This is a genomic window from Phreatobacter sp. (assembly GCF_016793595.1).
In the GTDB taxonomy this organism is placed as follows: Bacteria; Pseudomonadota; Alphaproteobacteria; order Rhizobiales; family Phreatobacteraceae; genus Phreatobacter.
The window spans coordinates 416427-434634 of sequence record NZ_JAEULY010000009.1; the positions used below are offsets into that span (position 1 = coordinate 416427).

Here is an 18208-nt window from a genome sequence, read left to right on the forward strand (position 1 = left end):
CCCCCGCCGGCAGGACGATGGGGTGCAGACTGGCCGAGTCTCCGCGGGCCGGCAATCCGGCGGTCAGACCGCTGTCGGGGTCAACTCGGGCAAGGTGCCGCGTCGTCGGCCGGCTTCGCCGCGCCGCGCGCCGTCGCAAGCGCAACCGCAACAAGCTCGCCGTGCTTCAGGCAGCCGCAGCGCACGGCGCCGGTGATCGAATCCGCGACGAGCCGGCCGAGCTCGCCGCAAGAGCCGATCCCGAGCATTCCGCTCGCTTCGCGGAAGGCGCGCTGAATGGCTTCCTGCTGCAAAGGCGGAAAATCGTCGGCAAGAATCGGCGCGCGAACAGACGAACGACCCATTCCAAATCCCCCAGCTACATTGCCTTCCCCAACGCCGGGCGGCCGAACAGGTTCCCGCGAGCCTGCCCCGGGTCACGGCGGCGACGCCGCCATCCGAACGGCGGCAGCCGGCTCTGATCGCCTCGGCGGCTGAGTGAGTGACCTCTCCCGCCGCCCCATCAACGCCGTCGGGAACCGGCGGTTCACGACTCGGCAAAGGCGTCGCCCGCTCTGATCTCGCTGGCTCGGCCACGAGACCACCACCATGAGCGTGGCAATGCTCTCTCGCGCCCGAGGCGACGATCTGGATCGTCGATTTCGCTGGCTGACAGACCGAGGGAGCCGTGGCTCGACCTCGAGGAAGAACTGGCGCGGGCGACGGGGCTCGAACCCGCGACCTCCGGCGTGACAGGCCGGCACTCTAACCAACTGAGCTACGCCCGCGCGCTGCTCGGCGCCAAAGGGCGGCGCCGGTCGAGGTGGCGGGAATTACGGGAGGCACCCTGCCCTGTCAAGGCGGTTTCGACCGGCCAGGCGAACCTTATCCAAAGCAGCGTCGAAACTTGCGGTATCAACCGATTGCATGACTGCCCGGCGCGAGGTTCCGGTCCCGGAGGAACGCCGCCTTGAATCTTTTTTAACCGCGATGCCGCGTCATGACCCCGGAAGATGTCGCCATGCTGGCCGGATCGCGGCTGTGGGGGCGTCCCGGGGGCTCGGCGCATGACGATCGGTAATTGGTTCCAGCTTCGCACCATCGGCGCGAAGTTGATGGTTTCGGTGACGGCGACGGCTCTCGTCGCGGCCGGAGCGGTCGGCTACGCGGGCTATCGGCAGCAACAGGCGCTGAGCGATCTCGCCATCGAATCGGCGCTGGTGCAGCGCTACGAGACCGTCGTCGCAGCTATGGCGGATCAGGGCCAGCGCGCGCTTGCCGTTGCCCACATCGTCGCCAACGACCCGCGCACGGGAGAAACCATGGCGCGCGGCGACCGGGCCGGCATCATCGCCGCCTTCCGCGATGTCATGCCGACGCTTCGCGACGGGCTCGACCTCGGCCTCATCTCGTTCCAGGGCGCCGATGGCAAGAACATCGCCCGCGTCCACGCGCCCGATGCGTTCGGCGACAGTGTCGTTGGCCGCCGTTTCATGGTGCGCGACGCCATCCAGTCCGGCAACCCGCTGGTCGGTATCGAGCCTGGCCGCGACAATGTATCGATCTTCGGCACGGTTCCCACCCGCCACGCGGGCCGGGTGGTCGGCATTACCGATATCGGCGCCGTGCTCGGACCGAAGTTCCTTGCCGACCTCAAGCGGCGCTATCAGGTCGACGTCGCCATGCATCTCGTCCGCGATGGCAAGGTCGAGACGCTCGGCGCGACCTTCCCGGAAAAGACGCTGCTCGAGGCCTCCGCCCATCAGTCGGCGCTGCGGGCACCCACCCGCTGGCGCGAGGCCGCCATCGGCGGCAACCCGGTCGCGGTGCTCTCCGGCCCGCTTCGCAACTATTCCGGCCAGCCGATCGGCACGCTGGAGGTCGCGCTTGATTCGAGCGCGTTCGTTGCCGCCCGCAACCAGTCCATGCTGACCCTCCTGGCCGTGCTGACCGCCGTCGCGGTCGCCGGGATCGGCATCGCGACGCTGCTCACGCGCCATCTCGGCGCGCCCATCCGCCGCCTCGACGAGCGCATGACCGCGCTTGCCGCCGGCGAGCATGAGACGCCGGTGCCGTTCACCGCGCGCACCGACGAGATCGGCGCCATGGCGCGCTCGGTCGAGGTGTTCCGCGACAATGCCGTCGCCCGCGCCCGCCTCGAAGCGGAAACCGTGGAGGGTGCCGAGGCCCGCCAGCGGCGTCAGACGCGCATCGATTCGCTCATCGCCAACTTCTCCGGCTCGATCGGCGCTGTCCTTGGCGGCGTTTCCGACAATGCCGGCCGCATGGAAGAGACCGCGCAGACCCTCAGCGGCATCGCCACCGAGGCGTCCGGCCAGGCCGAAAGCGCCGCCGGCGCCTCGAAACAGGCATCCGACAACGTCCAGTCCGTCGCCGCCGCATCGGAGGAGCTCTCCGCCTCGATCAATGAGATCGCCGGCCAGATCGGCCAGACCAACACCGTGGTCGAGCGCGCCAGCGCCGAGGCAGCCGGCGCCAACCAGCGCGTCAAGGCGCTGGCTGAGGCCGTCGCCCGCATCGGCGAGGTGCTCCAGCTCATCCGCGCCATCGCCGAACAGACCAATCTGCTGGCCCTCAACGCCACCATCGAGGCGGCGCGCGCGGGTGAGGCCGGGCGCGGCTTCGCCGTGGTCGCGAGCGAGGTGAAGTCGCTGGCCGGCCAGACGGCCCGAGCGACCGAGGAAATCGCCGCCCAGATCGGCGCGGTGCAGGGCGAAACCGCCACGGCCGTCCTGTCCATCGAGACCATCGCCGGCACCATGTCGGAGGTCGCGAGCTACGCCTCGGCGGTCGCCGCGGCCATCGAGCAGCAGCGAGCCGCCACCGGCGAGATTTCCCAGAACGTCCAGGCCGCCGCCAGCGGAACGGCCCATGTCGTCGACAACATCGCCTCCGTCACGGCCGCCTCCGGCGAGACCAGCGCCTCCGCCGCTGCCGTGCTGACGGCCGCGCGGAGCCTGTCGGATCAGGCCGCGACGCTCGGCCGGTCGGTGGAACAGTTCCTTGCCGAGGTGCGGGCGGCCTGACACACGGGTCAGACCTTCCCGCTCCTGCCGAGCCAGCCGAAGGTCAGCGGCGCGGCGATCATCGTCAGGAACACCCTGATGATGTGGAACGCCGCGACGAAGGCCACCTCGGCATTCAGCGCAACGGCGATGAGCGCCATTTCGGTCAGCCCGCCGGGCGAATAGGCAAGGATCAGCGTCACGACGCTGAAGCCGGAGACCTGCGAGACCGCCACTGCGAAGAGGCTCATCCAGAAGATCAGGATGGCGGTCGAGCCGACCGACAGGATCAGCACCTTCCAGAGGACGCCGCTCGCGGTGCCGGCGAAGCGGCAGCCGATGCCGACGCCGAGGACGAGCTGGGCCGCATTGACGATCTCGTAGGGCGGCTTGAAGTCCGAGAGCCCCGTGATGTGGACCGCTGCGCTGACGATCATGCAGCCGAGCAGGGTCTTGGCCGGCAGCCGCAGGATATGGCCGAGAAAAGCGCCGGCAAAGCCGAGGATGACCAGCCAGAGCTCCGCGATCAGCGGCGTTGCGAACATCGAGGCGCCGCTGCCGCCGGCCCGGTCGAGGCTGATGCCCTGGCTCCACTGGATCAGGAAGGGCAGCGTCATCACCACCATGAGGATGCGCGTCGAATGGACCAGAGCGATGATCCGCGCGTCGCCGCCACGTTCCTCGCCATAGATCACCATCTCGACGAGCCCGCCGGGCATCCCTGAAAAGAAGGCGGTCACCCAGTCATAGCCGCCGACCTTGCGGAAGTACCAGACCACGGTGACGCCGCAGGCGAGCATGAACAGGACAAGCCCGCAGAGCGGCACGATCCATTGCGGGACCTGGCCGATGATCGCCGGCGAGAAGCCCGAGCCGAGCATGACGCCGATGATCGCAGACATGGGCGAGCGGATCACGCCCGAGGCTGCGACCGGCAGGCGCGCCAGCGCGGCGATGGTGCAGAAGATCATCGCCCCGAGCATCCAGGGCAGCGGCAGGCGCAGCTTGTAGAACAGCCAGCCGCCGGCAATGCCGATGAGAAGCGCCAGCGCGAAGCCGCGATAGGGAAAGACCGCAGGCGAAAACTGGGCGAGGCCGCTGCGGACCTCGGCAAGCCAACTCGACACGAACGGTTCCCTCCCTACCCCAAGGCCGAATAGCACGAGATCGGTGGCCAGCACTCCCGATTCGAGGGGATCAGCCGTCTTCGGATGTCGGGGCAGGCTGGGACGGCGGGCATTCCGGGCGCATCCGCGCTGTGCACCGAAAACGGCCCTAATGCGAAGGAAATGGTGGGCAGTGACGGGCTCGAACCGCCGACATCCTGCGTGTAAAGCAGGCGCTCTACCAACTGAGCTAACCGCCCCTTTTCGGCCCAGAGGCCAGAACGGGACCATGTAGACGGCCCCTGCCCGGCCCGCAAGTCCTGCAAGTCCCGCAGACCCCGCAAGGCCCTTCGATCCGGCACGCGCGCGCCCCGGCATCAGGCAGTGCCTGAAACGCACAACGCCGCCGGGTTTTCCCGACGGCGCTGAAATGCGGAACGCGTCAGGCCGATCAGGCGTTGACGGCGTCCTTGAGGCCCTTGCCGGCCGAGAACTTCGGCGCCTTGGAGGCCTTGATCTTGACGGGCTTGCCGGTGCGCGGATCGCGGCCCTCGCGGGCGGCGCGGTTGGTCACCGAGAAAGCGCCGAAACCGACGAGCTTCACATCGCCGCCCGACTTCAGCGTGGCGGTGATGGAATCGAAGGTTGCATCCACTGCAGCACCCGCCTGCGCCTTCGTGAGGCCCGCCGCTTCGGCGACCGCGGCGATCAGTTCGTTCTTGGTCACGTGCTGTTCTCCTTGCGTTTACGCCGGGCCGGGAATCCATGATTCCGTTGCCGGCGGGGTTTCTCGTTTGCCGTGCAATGGCCCGAAAAGCAAGGCGGGCACTGGATTCTTAGCAATCTGCCGGACGTTTTTGACGCCTTTCAACAGAAAACCCCGGGGCGGTGGCCCCGGGGCTTTCGAAGCGTTCCAGTCTGAGTGTTCAGTGAGCGACGACGCCAGCCGGGTCTTCCTCGCCCGGCTTGCGCGCGGCGATGGGCTCGGCCTCCTCGTCCCACTCCACCGGCTGGGGCTGGCGGATCAGCGCGTGCTTGATCACCTCGTCCATGCGCGAGACCGGGATGATTTCCAGCCCGTTCTTCACATTGTCCGGGATGTCCGCCAGATCCTTGGCGTTCTCCTCGGGGATCAGCACGATCTTCAGCCCGCCGCGCAGCGCCGCGAGCAGCTTCTCCTTCAGGCCGCCGATCGGCAGCACCCGGCCGCGCAGGGTGACCTCGCCGGTCATGGCGATGTCCTTGCGGATCGGAATGCCGGTCAGCACCGAGACCATGGCGGTCGCCATGGCGATGCCGGCGGACGGGCCGTCCTTCGGGGTGGCCCCCTCCGGCACGTGGACGTGGACGTCGCGCTTGTCGAAGAGCGGCGGCTTGATGCCGAAGGCGAGTGCCCGCGAGCGGACATAGGACGCCGCCGCCGAGATCGATTCCTTCATCACGTCGCGCAGGTTGCCCGTCACCGTCATGCGGCCCTTGCCGGGCATGATCACGGCTTCGATGGTCAGCAGCTCGCCGCCGACCTCGGTCCAGGCAAGACCCGTGACGGCTCCCACCTGATCCTCGGTCTCCGCCATGCCGTAGCGATAGCGGGGCACGCCGAGATATTCCTCGACCACCTTCGGGGTGACCTTGATCGTCTTCTTCTTGGTCAGCGTCAGGTCCTTCACGCCCTTGCGGACGAGGTTGGACATTTCGCGTTCCAGGTTACGCACGCCCGCCTCGCGGGTGTAGCGCCGCACCACCGTCATCAGCGCCTCGTCGGTGATCGACCATTCCTTCTCGGTCAGGCCGTGCTTGGCGATGGCGTTGGGGATGAGGTGCGTCTTGGCGATCTCGTGCTTCTCGTCCTCGGTGTAGCCGGCGATACGGATCGTCTCCATCCGGTCCAGCAGGGCCGGCGGAATGTTGAGCGTGTTCGCCGTCGTCACGAACATCACGTTGGACAGGTCGAAATCGACCTCCAGGTAATGGTCGTTGAACGTCGCGTTCTGCTCGGGATCGAGCACCTCCAGCAGGGCCGCCGAGGGGTCGCCCCGGAAGTCCTGGCCCATCTTGTCGATCTCGTCGAGCAGGAACAGCGGGTTCGCCGTCTTGGCCTTCTTCATCGACTGGATGATCTTGCCGGGCATCGAGCCGATATAGGTGCGCCGGTGGCCGCGAATCTCGGCCTCGTCGCGCACGCCGCCGAGCGAGATACGCACGAATTCACGCCCCGTCGCCTTGGCGATCGACTTGCCGAGCGAGGTCTTGCCGACGCCGGGCGGGCCGACGAGGCACAGGATCGGGCCGGTGAGCTTGTTGGCGCGCTGCTGCACGGCCAGGTACTCGACGATCCGGTCCTTGACCTTGTCGAGGCCGTAATGGTCCGAATCGAGGACAGCCTGGGCGCCCGGCAGGTCCTTCTTGATCTTGCTCTTCTTGCCCCAGGGCAGGGACAGGAGCCAGTCGAGATAGTTCCTGACGACGGTCGCCTCGGCCGACATCGGCGACATCTGGCGCAGCTTCTTCAGCTCGTGATTGGCCTTGTCGCGGGCCTCCTTCGAGAGCTTCGTGCGCTTGATCTTCTCCTCGAGCTCGACCAGTTCGTCCCGGCCGTCCTCGTCGCCGAGCTCCTTCTGGATCGCCTTCATCTGCTCGTTGAGGTAGTACTCGCGCTGGGTCTTCTCCATCTGCCGCTTGACGCGGGTGCGGATCTTCTTCTCGACCTGCAGCACCGAGATTTCGCTCTCCATCAGGCCGAGCGCCTTCTCCAGCCGCTTGGCGACGTCGATCGTCTCCAGAACGGACTGCTTGTCGGAGATCTTGACGGCGAGATGCGAGGCGACGGTGTCGGCGAGCTTGGAGGGATCGTCGATCTGGCCGACCACCGAGACGATCTCGGGCGAGACCTTCTTGTTCAGCTTCACATAGCCCTCGAACTCGGTGACGACCGAGCGCGCGAGCGCCTGAACCTGCACCTTGTCGGTGATCTCGTCGGCGACGATGCCGGCCTCGGCCTCATAGAACTCCTCGCGGGGCGAGAAGGCGGAGATCTTGGCGCGCGACACGCCCTCGACCAGCACCTTCACGGTGCCGTCGGGCAGCTTGAGAAGCTGGAGGACGCTGGCCAACGTGCCGATCTCGTAGATCGCATCCGGAGCCGGGTCGTCGTCCTGGGCCTTCATCTGGGTCGCGAGCAGGATATGCGTTTCGGCGCGCATCACCTCTTCGAGCGCGCGGATCGACTTCTCGCGGCCGACGAAGAGCGGCACGATCATGTGGGGAAACACCACGATGTCGCGCAGCGGCAACACGGGGAAGCTCTTCACTTCACCGGGATTGAGGGGCGGACGCTTCTTGGTCTCGCTCATGATTCACTCGTCCTTTTCCTCGACACGCCGCGAAACGGCCCGAATGGGCCCGCCCGACGGCGGCGCTCGGATGATTCCCGGCAAGGATGACGCGGAACTACGCTTTTGTCGCGCGGGGACGGCGGCGGGATTGAGGCCGGATCGGAAGCTCTTCGGCTTCCTGAGGAGGTCTCTTGGCGCTTGGCCGGCCTCGGGCACAAATCCCTGCCCGGGGGTCTGTCGGTCACCATTAGGTGGCGGTGCACACCCATGGTGTCAAGGACGCCACACGGCCCGCCGGGCGGTGGGATGCCGGGCCTGTGGACCGATGGCCGCAGGGCCACAGTCGGGCTCCCCGGAATGCCCGCGAAACCGGCCGGAAACATCCGCTGCCGGACGGCACATGCCGCGGCGCGGCACGCCTCGCCACAGAAACAATCGATATCTAACCATTCGATCATACCGCAGCGGACCGCATCGGACGGGGAAGCGGCGGACACGAAACAGTTCCTCGGGAGCCCTTCACATGCGCCGTCGCTTCGTTCTCGCTTCTCTTGCCGCTCTGGCCATGTCGGTGGCTGCCGGCGAGGCCTTCGCCCAGGCCCAGCAGAACTTCCGCCTGATCAACCGCACCGGCCACCAGATCAACGAGGTCTATGTCAGCCCCTCGGCCAACGACCGCTGGGGCCGCGACATCCTCGGCGACGAGGTGATGCCGTCCGGCACCACGCGCAACATCCGCTTCCCGCGCTCGACGCAGGCCTGCATGTTCGACCTGCGCGTCGTCTATTCGGACGGCGAGCGCGGCGAAGTCCGCGAGATCAACCTGTGCGAGGTCTCCAACGTCACGGTGACCTGGAACGGTCGCTCGCGCTTCAGCGTCGACTGACGCCCTCCTTCCTGCAGACCTCCACCTTCAGGCGGGCCTCGGGCCCGCCTTTTCTTTGTTCGCGGCTCGATTCCCGTCCCGAAAACGAAAAAGGCGGGCCGAAGCCCGCCTTTCAAAATCTGACGCAGCGATCCGGATCAGGCGCTCTGCGCCTTCTCCTTCTCCGAATAGATGTAGAGCGGACGGGCCTTGCCCTGCACGACCTCTTCGGAGATCACGACCTCCTCGACGCCTTCGAGGCCCGGCAGGTCGTACATCGTGTCGAGCAGGATGCTCTCCATGATCGACCGGAGACCACGCGCGCCGGTCTTGCGCTCGATGGCCTTGCGGGAGACGGCGCCCAGCGCATCCTCGTGGAACGACAGATCGACGTTCTCCATCTCGAACAGGCGCTGATACTGCTTCACCAGCGCGTTCTTCGGCTCGGTAAGGATCTTCTTGAGCGCGGCCTCGTCGAGATCCTCCAGCGTCGCCAGAACCGGCAGGCGGCCGACGAATTCGGGGATGAGGCCGTACTTCAGCAGGTCCTCCGGCTCGACCGCGCGGAAGATCTCGCCGGTGCGGCGCTCTTCCGGAGCCCGCACCGTCGCGCCGAAGCCGATCGAGGTGCCCTGCCCCTTCTGCGAGATGATCTTCTCCAGCCCCGCGAAGGCGCCGCCGCAGATAAACAGGATGTTGGACGTGTCGACCTGCAGGAACTCCTGCTGGGGATGCTTCCTGCCGCCCTGCGGCGGCACGGAGGCGACCGTGCCCTCCATGATCTTCAGAAGGGCCTGCTGCACGCCCTCGCCCGACACGTCGCGGGTGATCGACGGGTTGTCGGACTTGCGCGAGATCTTGTCGATCTCGTCGATGTAGACGATGCCGCGCTGCGCCCGCTCGACATTGTAGTCGGAGGCCTGGAGCAGCTTCAGGATGATGTTCTCGACGTCCTCGCCGACATAGCCGGCTTCGGTCAGCGTCGTCGCGTCCGCCATGGTGAAGGGCACGTCGAGGATCCGGGCAAGGGTCTGCGCGAGCAGCGTCTTGCCGGAACCGGTCGGGCCGATCAGCAGGATGTTCGACTTCGACAGCTCGACATCATTGTGCTTCGTCGCGTGGTTCAGCCGCTTGTAGTGGTTGTGCACCGCCACCGACAGCACGCGCTTGGCGTGGAACTGGCCGATCACATAGTCGTCCAGAACCTTGCAGATTTCCTTCGGCGTCGGGATGCCGTCCTTGGACTTGACCAGCGAGGACTTGGACTCCTCCCGGATGATGTCCATGCAGAGTTCGACACACTCGTCGCAGATGAAGACCGTCGGTCCTGCGATGAGCTTGCGAACCTCATGCTGGCTCTTGCCGCAGAAGGAACAGTAGAGCGTGTTCTTCGCGTCGCTGCCGGCCTTGCTCATCGTCTCTCTCCAATGCGCCCCCGCCGAACCTGGCCTGGGCGACTGACTGGGTATTGGCCACAAGGGCCCTTCCCCGAGGTCTCGGCTCCCTCCTGGAACACAGTCGGCCGATTAGCCAAACATGGTGCTCCCCGCGGGATCAAGAAAGGATTAACGCTATTTGTCGCGCGCGGCCGCCATCTGGAAGGCGGCCACACGCCATCGTGAAGCCAGTCTATGCAAGGGTTGGGCCGCCGATGGTGTCCCAAATGCGACACGTCGGCGACAACCACGCCCCCGCGGAGACCATCAGCTCTTCGCAGCGTCCGGTTCCTCGGCGCGCTCCTCGATCACCTTGTCGATGAGGCCGAATTCCAGCGCTTTCTGGGCCGACATGAAATTGTCACGCTCCAGGGCGTCCTCGATCTCCTTCAGCGTCCGGCCGGTGTGCTTCACATAGACGCCGTTGAGCCGTGCCTTCAGTTCCTTGACCTCTTCGGCGTGGATCAGAATGTCGGTGACCTGGCCGCGATAGCCGCCTGAGGGCTGGTGCACCATGATCCGCGAATTCGGCAGGGCGAAGCGCTGGCCCTTGGCGCCGGCGGTGAGCAGCAGCGAGCCCATCGAGGCGGCCTGGCCCATGCACAGGGTCGTGACCGGCGGCTTGATGAACTGCATCGTGTCGTAGATCGACATGCCCGCCGTGACGACGCCGCCCGGCGAGTTGATGTACATGTTGATCTCCTTCTTCGGGTTCTCCGCCTCGAGGAACAGGAGCTGGGCGACGATCAGCGTCGCCATGGCGTCCTCGACCGGGCCCGACAGGAAGATGATCCGCTCCTTCAGGAGCCGCGAATAGATATCGTAGGACCGCTCGCCGCGGTTGGTCTGCTCGACCACCATCGGGACCAGATAGTTCATCAGCGTGTCGTGCGGGTCTCTCATGGTCTCTGGTCCTCGTGGGGCGCGATTCGCACCGAGTTTCGGCCGAATCTCTTTGACGCCATCCTAACGGCAATGCGCATGCACGGTGAATCCCGGTGGGTCCGGAACGGCGAAGGGCCGCTCGCGGCGGCCCTTCCCTCAATCAGGAATTGTCCGTTCGCGGCGCCGTTCAGGCGGCCTCATCGTCTTCGTTGTCCTTGAAGAGGTCGTCCTTGGAGACGGTCTTCTCGGTCACGTCGGCGAGTTCCAGAATGTAGTCCACGACCTTCTCCTCGAAGATCGGGGCGCGAAGCGAGGCAAGCGCCTGGGCGTTCTTGCGATAGTAGTCCCAGACCTGCTGCTCCTGCCCGGGGAACTGGCGCGCCCGCTCGACGACGGCGCGCGACACTTCCTCGTCGCTGACCTTGATCTGGGCCTTCTCGCCGATCTCCGCAAGGACCAGGCCGAGGCGCACACGCCGCTCGGCGATCTTGCGGTACTCGTCCTTGGATTTCTCCTCGGTCGTATCCTCGTCGGCGAAGGTCTTGCCGCGGCCTTCCATGTCCTGGGTGACCTGACGCCACACGCTGTCGAACTCCTGGTCGACGAGGGTCTGCGGCAGGTCGAAGGAATGGCGCTCGTCGAGCGCGTCGAGCAGCGAACGCTTCACCTTGCGGCGCGACGCGGCGACATACTCGCTCTTCAGACGGTCCGAGACAGCCGCGCGCAGCTTGGCAAGGTCCTCGAAGCCCACCATCTTGGCGAATTCCTCGTCGATGGCGCGCTCGCCCGGAGCCTCGATCGACTTCACGGTCACCGCGAACTCGGCATCCTTGCCGGCGAGGTTCTGAGCCATGTAGTTGGTCGGGAACTTGACCTTGACGGTCTTTTCCTCGCCGGCCTTGACGCCGACCAGCTGGTCCTCGAAGCCCGGGATGAACGACTTCGAACCGAGCTCGAGCTGGATGTCCTCGGCCGTGCCGCCGTCGAACTTCTCGCCGTCGATCGTTCCGACGAAACCGATCGTCAGACGGTCGCCGTCCTCGGCCTTCGCGCCGTCGGCCTTGGCCTCGAACGGGCGGTTCTGCTTGGCCATGGTCTCGAGCATCGACTGGATGTCGGCGTCGGACGGCTCGACAACCGGCTTCTCGACCTTGATGCCCTTGAAATCGGCGAGCTGGATGGTCGGCAGCACCTCGAAGGCGACCGTATAGTCGAGGTCGGCCTGACCGTCGAACACGGCCTTGGCGTCCGCCTCTGCCTCGGGCAGCTTCACCGAGGGCTCCTGCGCCAGCTTGAAGCCATTGTCCTCGACGATCTTCTGGTTGGCCTCGCCGACCAGCGCCTCGATGGTCTCGGCCAGCACGGCCTTGCCGTAGAGCTTCTTCAGGTGCGCGGTCGGCACCTTGCCGGGACGGAAACCGTTGATGTTGACGCGGCCCTTGAGGTCGTCGAGCCGCGCGGCGGCGCGCTCGGCAAGGTCGGTCACGGGAACCACCACGCGAAACTCGCGCTTCAGACCTTCGGACAGGGTGGCGGTCACCTGCATGACTTGGATTCTTTCGTGTTCGTGTCCGGATCGGCCGGGCAGGCTGGTGCGGGCGGAGGGACTTGAACCCCCACGACTTTCGCCACGGGAACCTAAATCCCGCGTGTCTACCAATTCCACCACGCCCGCCGAGGGCCGCTCGAAATAGCTTCTCGCCCCGGTGGATGCAAGTCACCCTCCGGGCGCGGCCTCATAACACCGCCATTCCGCCATTGCATCAAGAAAATGACGGCTGGCGCTGCGCTATTCGGTCATATGCGGGCGAAGAGCCCGATCCAGACCATCACCACGGTGCCGATGGCGGCGCTGAGCACGAAGGCGGCCTGTCCATGCGGCAAGAGCCCGAATTGGGACGCCGCCATCAATCCTGCAACGGCGAGAAGCACGAGTTTGATCATGGGTCGTCTCCAGCGGAAAACCTGAAGCCCGCCAGTCAAGCGTCGTGCCATCCCGAAACGGGACGGGGTTTCCCGCCCGTGTTAGGGACTGAATGCACTGGAAAGACCGTCCGACCGTCATGTCCCTGCCCCTTCGCCTCGACCGCCGCACCCTCCTGTCCGGGCTCGCGCTGGCGGTCCCCGTCACCATGATCGGAGCGCCGAGGGTCCGTGCCCAGCCGCATCCGGCATCGATCCGGGCACAAAGGCTGGAGCCGGGACCGGACAGATCGCTGCTCTCCTATGATGCGGCCGGCATTCCACCCGTCCTGCGCGCGCGACGCGGGGAAGCGTTCTCCGTCCGCCTCGCCAACAACCTTGCCGAGGCAACCTCTCTTCATTGGCACGGCCTGCGGCTGCCAGCCGCCTCTTCCGACACGTTCGCGCCTTCTCCCCTTGCCGCCGGCGCCACGGCTGATCTCACCATCACGCCCCGCGATGCCGGCGCGTTCCTCTATCACCCGGGCCTTGTCGCAGACGGCCCGCGCCAGATGCGCGACGGGCTCGGCGGAATCCTCCTCGTCGATCATCCCGCCCCGCCCGCTGACACCCGCGAAATCGTCCTGCATCTGGCGGAAACCGCGCCGCGGGAAGGCGCGCCGCACCGCATTCTGGTCAATGGCCGCCCGGAACTCGCGCTTCAGGCGAGAGCCGGCGAGCGTCTTTGGCTTCGCCTTGCCAACGCCACCCCGCACAGGCTCATCCAGTTCGCTGCGCCGGATCAGGCGCTGACGCTGGTGGCGCTCGACAGCCAGCCCTGCGAGCCCTTCCGCCTCGACGGCGGACGCCTCGTGCTCGGCCCCGGCCAGCGCGCCGAGACGATGTGGGACGTGACCGGTCCGCCCGGCACATCGGTCCCGATCAGCCTCGCACAGCTCGGCGGCGGCTCGCTGGCCGGCGCGCTCGCCATAGCCAATGAGGCGCCAACACGCGGGGAGGCCCTGCCGCCGCCGGAGCCCCTCCCCGCCAATCCGCTGCCACAGACCCTCGACTTTCGCCGCGCCCAGCGGCTGGACCTCGCGCTTCAGGACGGACCCGGCGGCGAACTCCTGTTCGGCGGCCGCGCCGACACGACACCGGCCGCATCGCCCGCCTTCCGCGCCCGCCGCGGCTCCGTGGTCATGGTCGCGCTGAAGAACGAGACAGATCGCTTCTGCGCCGTCCACTGGCACGGCCACCCAGCCCGGCTGCTCGACAATATGGATGACGGCTGGAAACCCTTCTTCATCGATACGGTGATCTGCCCGCCGCGCTCGACCAACCGCATCGCCTTCCTTGCCGAGACGCCGGGCCGCTGGCGGGTGACCTGTCAGGCGATCAATGCCGAGCCGGGGCCGCGCATGATCTGGTTCGAGGTCAGCTGACCTTGCTAATATCCAGGAGATTCGCCCACACACCCGGCAGCCTCTCCGGCAAATCCTCCGCGATGAGGCCAATGCCGGCCGCCCTGCCCGCCTCGCCATGCATCCAGACACCTGCGCTCGCCGCCTCGAAGGTCGGCATGCCCTGCGCCAGCAGGCCAGCGATGATCCCCGCCAGTACGTCGCCCGAGCCCGCCGTCGCGAGCCAGGGCGGCGCGTTGGCGGCGATGGAGGCCCGCCCGCCCGGAGTGGCCACCACCGTATCCGCGCCTTTCAGCACCACGGTCGCGCCCGAGAGCTCGGCCGCCCGGCGCGCATGGTCGAGCTTTGACTCGTCCCCCACCCCGCCGAACAGCCGGGCGAACTCGCCGGTATGCGGGGTCATGACCACCGGTCGCTCCGGCCAGAGCCGAATCCCGGAGAACAACTGCCCCGGGCCATCGGCAAAGCTCGTCAGGGCATCGGCGTCCAGCACCACGGACGCACCGCTCGCCAGCGCCTCGGCGACCAGCGCGCGCGTCTCGCCCCCGACGCCGAGGCCCGGCCCGAGGCAGACGGCGTTGCGTCGCCGGTCGGCGAGAATCTCCGCAAGGCCCGGCGCTCCCTCCATCCGCTGGAGCATGATCGCGGTCAGATGCGCGGCATTGACCTGCAATGCCTCCGGGGGCGAGGCGAGCGTCACCAGTCCGGCGCCGCCCCGCAGCGCCCCGCGCGCGGCGAGCCGCGCCGCTCCCGTCGCGGTCATGCCGCCGGAGACGACCACCGCATGGCCGCGACCGTATTTATGACCCTCGGCGCGGGGAAACGGCAGAAGCCCCTGCCAGAGCGCCGGTTCGTTGGCGAAGACGCGCGCGCCGGTCCTCGCGACCGCCTCGTCGGAGATGCCGATATCGGCGGTCCGCAGCGTGCCGCAATGGAGCCGGCCCGGCAGCAGGAGATGACCCGGCTTGCGCCGGCAGAAGGTCACGGTCTCATGCGCCCGCACCGCGATGCCGCGCACGGCGCCCGTACGCCCGTCGATCCCTGAGGGAATGTCGACGGCGACGATCCGCCGGCCCGCTTCGTTCAGCGCCGCGATGACGGTCGCCTCCGCGCCGGCAATGTCGCGCCCGAGGCCCGCTCCGTAGAGCGCATCGACCACGATATCGGGCTCCCCCGCGCGCCAGTCGGCCAAGGGCGTCACCGGACCGCCCCACTGTCCGGCCGCCCGCGCCGCATCGCCCGCGCGCGGCGGATCGCTCGCGGCGACCGCGATGCGAAATCCTCTTTGCCGCAGCACGCGCGCGGCGACATAGCCGTCGCCGCCATTATTGCCGGGCCCGCAGAGCACGGCGACGCGTCCGCCGAACGGCGCGAGCCGCGCGACGGCATCCGCCACCGCGATGCCAGCCCGCTCCATCAGCACGTGCCCCGGCGTGCCGGCGGCGATGGTCAGGCGGTCGGCTTCGGCCATTTCAGCGGGTGTCAGCAATTCGAGCATGGCGTGAGTGTCGGCGCTCGAAATACCGCCGGTCAACGCCTGCCCAAGTCCCGAATGAGTCCCGAATGAATGCCCTGTCGGGCCTCACTGCCCAAACATTAGGCGATTGTCACACGCCCTTCCGCAGTGCACTCGCGGTACGCGCAACGCAATTGCTTACAGAACGGGCATGTTGCATGCTTTTTGATCAGAGCCTGTCATCGGCCTGATGCGCACTCGCACCCTGCAACTGCTTTCCCGCTGGAAATGCAGCGGAATCCGCAACGCCGCACTCTGGCACATCTCGTGCTAGCCCACGCGGCGGTCTGGGTGGCGGCGCCGAATGCCGGCGACTGGACTACAGGAGCAGGATCGGAATGAAGAAGATCGAGGCGATCATCAAGCCCTTCAAACTCGACGAGGTGAAGGAGGCGCTGCAGGAGGTCGGGCTCCAGGGCATCACCGTCACCGAGGCGAAGGGCTTCGGCCGCCAGAAGGGCCATACCGAGCTCTATCGCGGCGCTGAATATGTCGTGGATTTCCTGCCGAAGGTGAAAATCGAGATCGTCATGCCGGACGACATGGTGGAGAAGGCGATCGACGCCATCCGCCGCGCCGCGCAGACCGGCCGCATCGGTGACGGCAAGATCTTCGTCTCGACCATCGAGGAAGCCATACGGATCCGCACCGGCGAGTCCGGTCTCGACGCGATCTGACCTTGAGTTCCGGCGGGCTCTCCCGCCAGTGAAGCGAACGTGCAAACCAACGAGGAAGCACTATGACGACTGCCAAGGATGTCCTGAAAATGATCAAGGAGAACGACGTGAAGTACGTCGATCTCCGCTTCACCGACCCGCGGGGCAAGTGGCAGCACGTCACCTTCGACATCACCATGATCGACGAGGAGATCTTCGCCGAGGGCACGATGTTCGACGGCTCGTCCATCGCGGGCTGGAAGGCGATCAACGAGTCCGACATGCTGCTCATGCTCGACCCGTCGACCGCCCAGATCGACCCGTTCTTCGCCGAGACGACGCTGTCGATCGTCTGCGACATTCTCGAGCCCTCGACCGGCGAGCCCTACAACCGCGACCCGCGCGGCATCGCCAAGAAGGCCGAGGCCTACCTCAAGTCGACCAAGATCGGTGACACCATCTTCGTCGGCCCGGAAGCCGAGTTCTTCGTGTTCGACGACGTGAAGTTCTCCGCCGAGCCCTACCACACCGGCTTCAAGGTCGATTCCTCGGAACTGCCGATCAACTCCTACACGGACTACGAAGGCGGCAATCTCGGCCACCGCGTCCGCACCAAGGGTGGCTATTTCCCGGTTCCGCCGATCGACTCGCTGCAGGACATGCGCGGCGAGATGCTCGCCTCCATGGCCAAGATGGGCGTGAAGGTCGAGAAGCACCACCATGAGGTCGCTTCCGCCCAGCACGAGCTCGGCATGAAATTCGACACGCTGACCTACATGGCCGACCAGATGCAGATCTATAAGTACTGCATCCATCAGGTCGCCAACATCTACGGCAAGTCGGCCACCTTCATGCCGAAGCCGGTCTTCGGCGACAACGGCTCGGGCATGCACGTGCACCAGTCGATCTGGAAGGGCGGCAAGCCGCTGTTCGCCGGCAACAAATATGCCGATCTGAGCCAAGAGTGCCTCTGGTACATCGGCGGCATCATCAAGCACGCCAAGTCGCTGAACGCCTTCACCAACCCGTCGACCAATTCCTACAAGCGTCTGGTCCCGGGCTACGAGGCTCCGGTGCTGCTGGCCTACTCGGCCCGCAACCGCTCGGCGTCGTGCCGTATTCCGTGGACGAACAACCCGAAGGCCAAGCGCGTCGAGGTCCGCTTCCCCGACCCGACCGCCAATCCCTATCTCGCCTTCGCGGCGATGCTGATGGCCGGCATCGACGGCATCACCAACAAGATCGATCCGGGCTCGGCCATGGACAAGGATCTCTATGACCTCCCGCCGAAGGAGCTCAAGAAGATCCCGACCGTCTGCGGCAGCCTGCGCGAAGCTCTCCAGAGCCTCGACAAGGATCGCGCCTACCTGAAGGCTGGTGGCGTGTTCAACGACGACTTCATCGACAGCTACATCGAGCTGAAGATGACCGAGGTGATGCGCTTCGAGATGAGCCCGCACCCGATCGAGTACGACATGTACTACTCGGTCTGATCCGGACGGGGCGGACCGGACATGGTCCGCCCCTACTCCCGGCTCCTGGCCAGGAATTCAGACTTCCTCCCAACCGCGTGGCAATGCGCGGTCACCTTCGGAACGGGCGCTTCGGCGCCCGTTTTTCTGTCCGCTGTTCGGGATCTGCGAGAACGCGCCAGTCAGGCGCTCACAACACCAGGAAGGCCGCCGCCAGCGCGCCGGTGATCGCCCACGCACCGATGCGGCCGAGCGTCCAGGACGGGTCCTTCTCGTCACCTGGAAGGACAAGCCCCGTTTCTTCCGGGTCGATGCAGCCGAGGGCGATTCCCGCCCGCTCAGCGGCCCGCATGAGCTTTGCCATGTCGGCTTCGACAGTGGCCAGTCCGAGCACTCGGTCCATCACGCAACTCCGAACGCCTTGGCTCCCTAAGGTCCGGATGCTAGGCGCCATCCCGTAAACGATGCCTTTAAGTTTCGACAAATCCGGACCATGTCGTCGCCGTGCCGGCGATTGAGCGGCGCTGTGGCATTTCGGTTTCACTTGATGCGCGAGGGTCGTATTTCACCGGCCTGTCGCAATCGACCGGCTAGGGCTAGGGCTAG

General features: G+C 66.4%; 15 protein-coding genes and 3 tRNA genes. 5 read left to right on the forward strand and 13 right to left on the reverse strand.

All coding sequences use genetic code 11. From position 1 onward, the window contains the following. Positions 1 to 80: 80 nt before the first annotated feature. Complete coding sequence (locus JNK84_RS13040; protein WP_293424727.1) at positions 81 to 293, reverse strand: hypothetical protein; 213 nt, start codon at positions 291 to 293, stop codon at positions 81 to 83. 397 nt (positions 294 to 690) lie between these two features. Beyond that, positions 691 to 767, reverse strand: a tRNA-Asp gene (locus JNK84_RS13045). A gap of 279 nt (positions 768 to 1046) precedes the next feature. On the opposite strand from JNK84_RS13045, the gene JNK84_RS13050 reads away from it, so the two are divergent. Next, positions 1047 to 3026, forward strand: coding sequence for a methyl-accepting chemotaxis protein (locus tag JNK84_RS13050; RefSeq protein ID WP_293424729.1), 1980 nt, complete (start codon positions 1047 to 1049; stop codon positions 3024 to 3026). Positions 3027 to 3034: 8 nt separating this feature from the next. On the opposite strand, the gene JNK84_RS13055 is transcribed toward JNK84_RS13050, so the two are convergent. The 4 genes from JNK84_RS13055 to lon form a co-directional block, all read right to left on the reverse strand. Then, a complete protein-coding gene (locus JNK84_RS13055; RefSeq protein ID WP_293424731.1) occupies positions 3035 to 4132 on the reverse strand; it encodes an AbrB family transcriptional regulator in 1098 nt (365 codons plus the stop codon). Between the two features lie 163 nt (positions 4133 to 4295). Then, a tRNA-Val gene (locus tag JNK84_RS13060) sits at positions 4296 to 4371 on the reverse strand. A 191-nt stretch (positions 4372 to 4562) separates the two neighbouring features. Beyond that, a complete protein-coding gene (locus JNK84_RS13065; protein WP_293424733.1) occupies positions 4563 to 4838 on the reverse strand; it encodes an HU family DNA-binding protein in 276 nt (91 codons plus the stop codon). 199 nt (positions 4839 to 5037) lie between these two features. Further along, positions 5038 to 7464 carry an endopeptidase La gene (gene lon / locus JNK84_RS13070; RefSeq protein ID WP_293424735.1) on the reverse strand — a complete coding sequence of 809 codons (2427 nt, stop codon included), beginning with the start codon at positions 7462 to 7464 and terminating at the stop codon, positions 5038 to 5040. Positions 7465 to 7969: 505 nt separating this feature from the next. Between lon and JNK84_RS13075 the strand changes: the two genes are divergently transcribed. Beyond that, a complete protein-coding gene (locus JNK84_RS13075) occupies positions 7970 to 8332 on the forward strand; it encodes a hypothetical protein (protein ID WP_293424737.1) in 363 nt (120 codons plus the stop codon). Between the two features lie 137 nt (positions 8333 to 8469). On the opposite strand, the gene clpX is transcribed toward JNK84_RS13075, so the two are convergent. The 5 genes from clpX to JNK84_RS13100 form a co-directional block, all read right to left on the reverse strand. Continuing rightward, the gene (clpX, locus tag JNK84_RS13080) at positions 8470 to 9726 is read right to left on the reverse strand and encodes an ATP-dependent Clp protease ATP-binding subunit ClpX (RefSeq protein WP_293424739.1); all 1257 of its coding nucleotides are present in this window, start codon (positions 9724 to 9726) and stop codon (positions 8470 to 8472) included. A gap of 288 nt (positions 9727 to 10014) precedes the next feature. Beyond that, the gene (gene clpP, locus JNK84_RS13085; protein WP_293424741.1) at positions 10015 to 10650 is read right to left on the reverse strand and encodes an ATP-dependent Clp endopeptidase proteolytic subunit ClpP; all 636 of its coding nucleotides are present in this window, start codon (positions 10648 to 10650) and stop codon (positions 10015 to 10017) included. A gap of 169 nt (positions 10651 to 10819) precedes the next feature. Then, positions 10820 to 12178 carry a trigger factor gene (gene tig, locus JNK84_RS13090; RefSeq protein ID WP_293424743.1) on the reverse strand — a complete coding sequence of 453 codons (1359 nt, stop codon included), beginning with the start codon at positions 12176 to 12178 and terminating at the stop codon, positions 10820 to 10822. 44 nt (positions 12179 to 12222) lie between these two features. Next, a tRNA-Leu gene (locus JNK84_RS13095) sits at positions 12223 to 12307 on the reverse strand. Positions 12308 to 12429: 122 nt separating this feature from the next. After that, positions 12430 to 12576, reverse strand: coding sequence for a hypothetical protein (locus JNK84_RS13100; protein ID WP_293424745.1), 147 nt, complete (start codon positions 12574 to 12576; stop codon positions 12430 to 12432). A 119-nt stretch (positions 12577 to 12695) separates the two neighbouring features. Here JNK84_RS13100 and JNK84_RS13105 point away from each other — a divergent pair, with 119 nt between their 5' ends. Further along, positions 12696 to 13979, forward strand: a complete 1284-nt coding sequence (locus JNK84_RS13105) for a multicopper oxidase family protein (protein ID WP_293424747.1) — start codon at positions 12696 to 12698, stop codon at positions 13977 to 13979. Here the strand turns inward: JNK84_RS13105 and JNK84_RS13110 are convergent. Beyond that, positions 13972 to 15456 (reverse strand): NAD(P)H-hydrate dehydratase, encoded by a 1485-nt coding sequence (locus JNK84_RS13110; RefSeq protein ID WP_293424749.1) that lies wholly within the window; start codon positions 15454 to 15456, stop codon positions 13972 to 13974. The genes JNK84_RS13105 and JNK84_RS13110 overlap by 8 nt on opposite strands. A gap of 356 nt (positions 15457 to 15812) precedes the next feature. Between JNK84_RS13110 and JNK84_RS13115 the strand changes: the two genes are divergently transcribed. Further along, entirely contained in the window at positions 15813 to 16151 is a 339-nt protein-coding gene (locus JNK84_RS13115) for a P-II family nitrogen regulator (protein WP_106748590.1), read from the forward strand. Between the two features lie 62 nt (positions 16152 to 16213). Further along, complete coding sequence (gene glnA, locus JNK84_RS13120) at positions 16214 to 17623, forward strand: type I glutamate--ammonia ligase (protein ID WP_293424757.1); 1410 nt, start codon at positions 16214 to 16216, stop codon at positions 17621 to 17623. Positions 17624 to 17792: 169 nt separating this feature from the next. Here the strand turns inward: glnA and JNK84_RS13125 are convergent, their stop codons facing one another. Then, positions 17793 to 18005 (reverse strand): hypothetical protein, encoded by a 213-nt coding sequence (locus JNK84_RS13125; protein WP_293424759.1) that lies wholly within the window; start codon positions 18003 to 18005, stop codon positions 17793 to 17795. Positions 18006 to 18208: the final 203 nt, after the last annotated feature.

What these genes read in the sequence shown, in the direction of transcription:
- JNK84_RS13050 (WP_293424729.1), top strand. Translation starts at nt 1,047, where the DNA reads ATGACGATCGGTAATTGGTTCCAGCTTCGCACCATCGGCGCGAAGTTG.
- lon (WP_293424735.1), bottom strand. Translation starts at nt 7,464, where the DNA reads ATGAGCGAGACCAAGAAGCGTCCGCCCCTCAATCCCGGTGAAGTGAAG.
- JNK84_RS13075 (WP_293424737.1), top strand. Translation starts at nt 7,970, where the DNA reads ATGCGCCGTCGCTTCGTTCTCGCTTCTCTTGCCGCTCTGGCCATGTCG.
- clpX (WP_293424739.1), bottom strand. Translation starts at nt 9,726, where the DNA reads ATGAGCAAGGCCGGCAGCGACGCGAAGAACACGCTCTACTGTTCCTTC.
- clpP (WP_293424741.1), bottom strand. Translation starts at nt 10,650, where the DNA reads ATGAGAGACCCGCACGACACGCTGATGAACTATCTGGTCCCGATGGTG.
- tig (WP_293424743.1), bottom strand. Translation starts at nt 12,178, where the DNA reads ATGCAGGTGACCGCCACCCTGTCCGAAGGTCTGAAGCGCGAGTTTCGC.
- JNK84_RS13100 (WP_293424745.1), bottom strand. Translation starts at nt 12,576, where the DNA reads ATGATCAAACTCGTGCTTCTCGCCGTTGCAGGATTGATGGCGGCGTCC.
- JNK84_RS13105 (WP_293424747.1), top strand. Translation starts at nt 12,696, where the DNA reads ATGTCCCTGCCCCTTCGCCTCGACCGCCGCACCCTCCTGTCCGGGCTC.
- JNK84_RS13110 (WP_293424749.1), bottom strand. Translation starts at nt 15,456, where the DNA reads ATGCTCGAATTGCTGACACCCGCTGAAATGGCCGAAGCCGACCGCCTG.
- JNK84_RS13115 (WP_106748590.1), top strand. Translation starts at nt 15,813, where the DNA reads ATGAAGAAGATCGAGGCGATCATCAAGCCCTTCAAACTCGACGAGGTG.
- glnA (WP_293424757.1), top strand. Translation starts at nt 16,214, where the DNA reads ATGACGACTGCCAAGGATGTCCTGAAAATGATCAAGGAGAACGACGTG.
- JNK84_RS13125 (WP_293424759.1), bottom strand. Translation starts at nt 18,005, where the DNA reads ATGGACCGAGTGCTCGGACTGGCCACTGTCGAAGCCGACATGGCAAAG.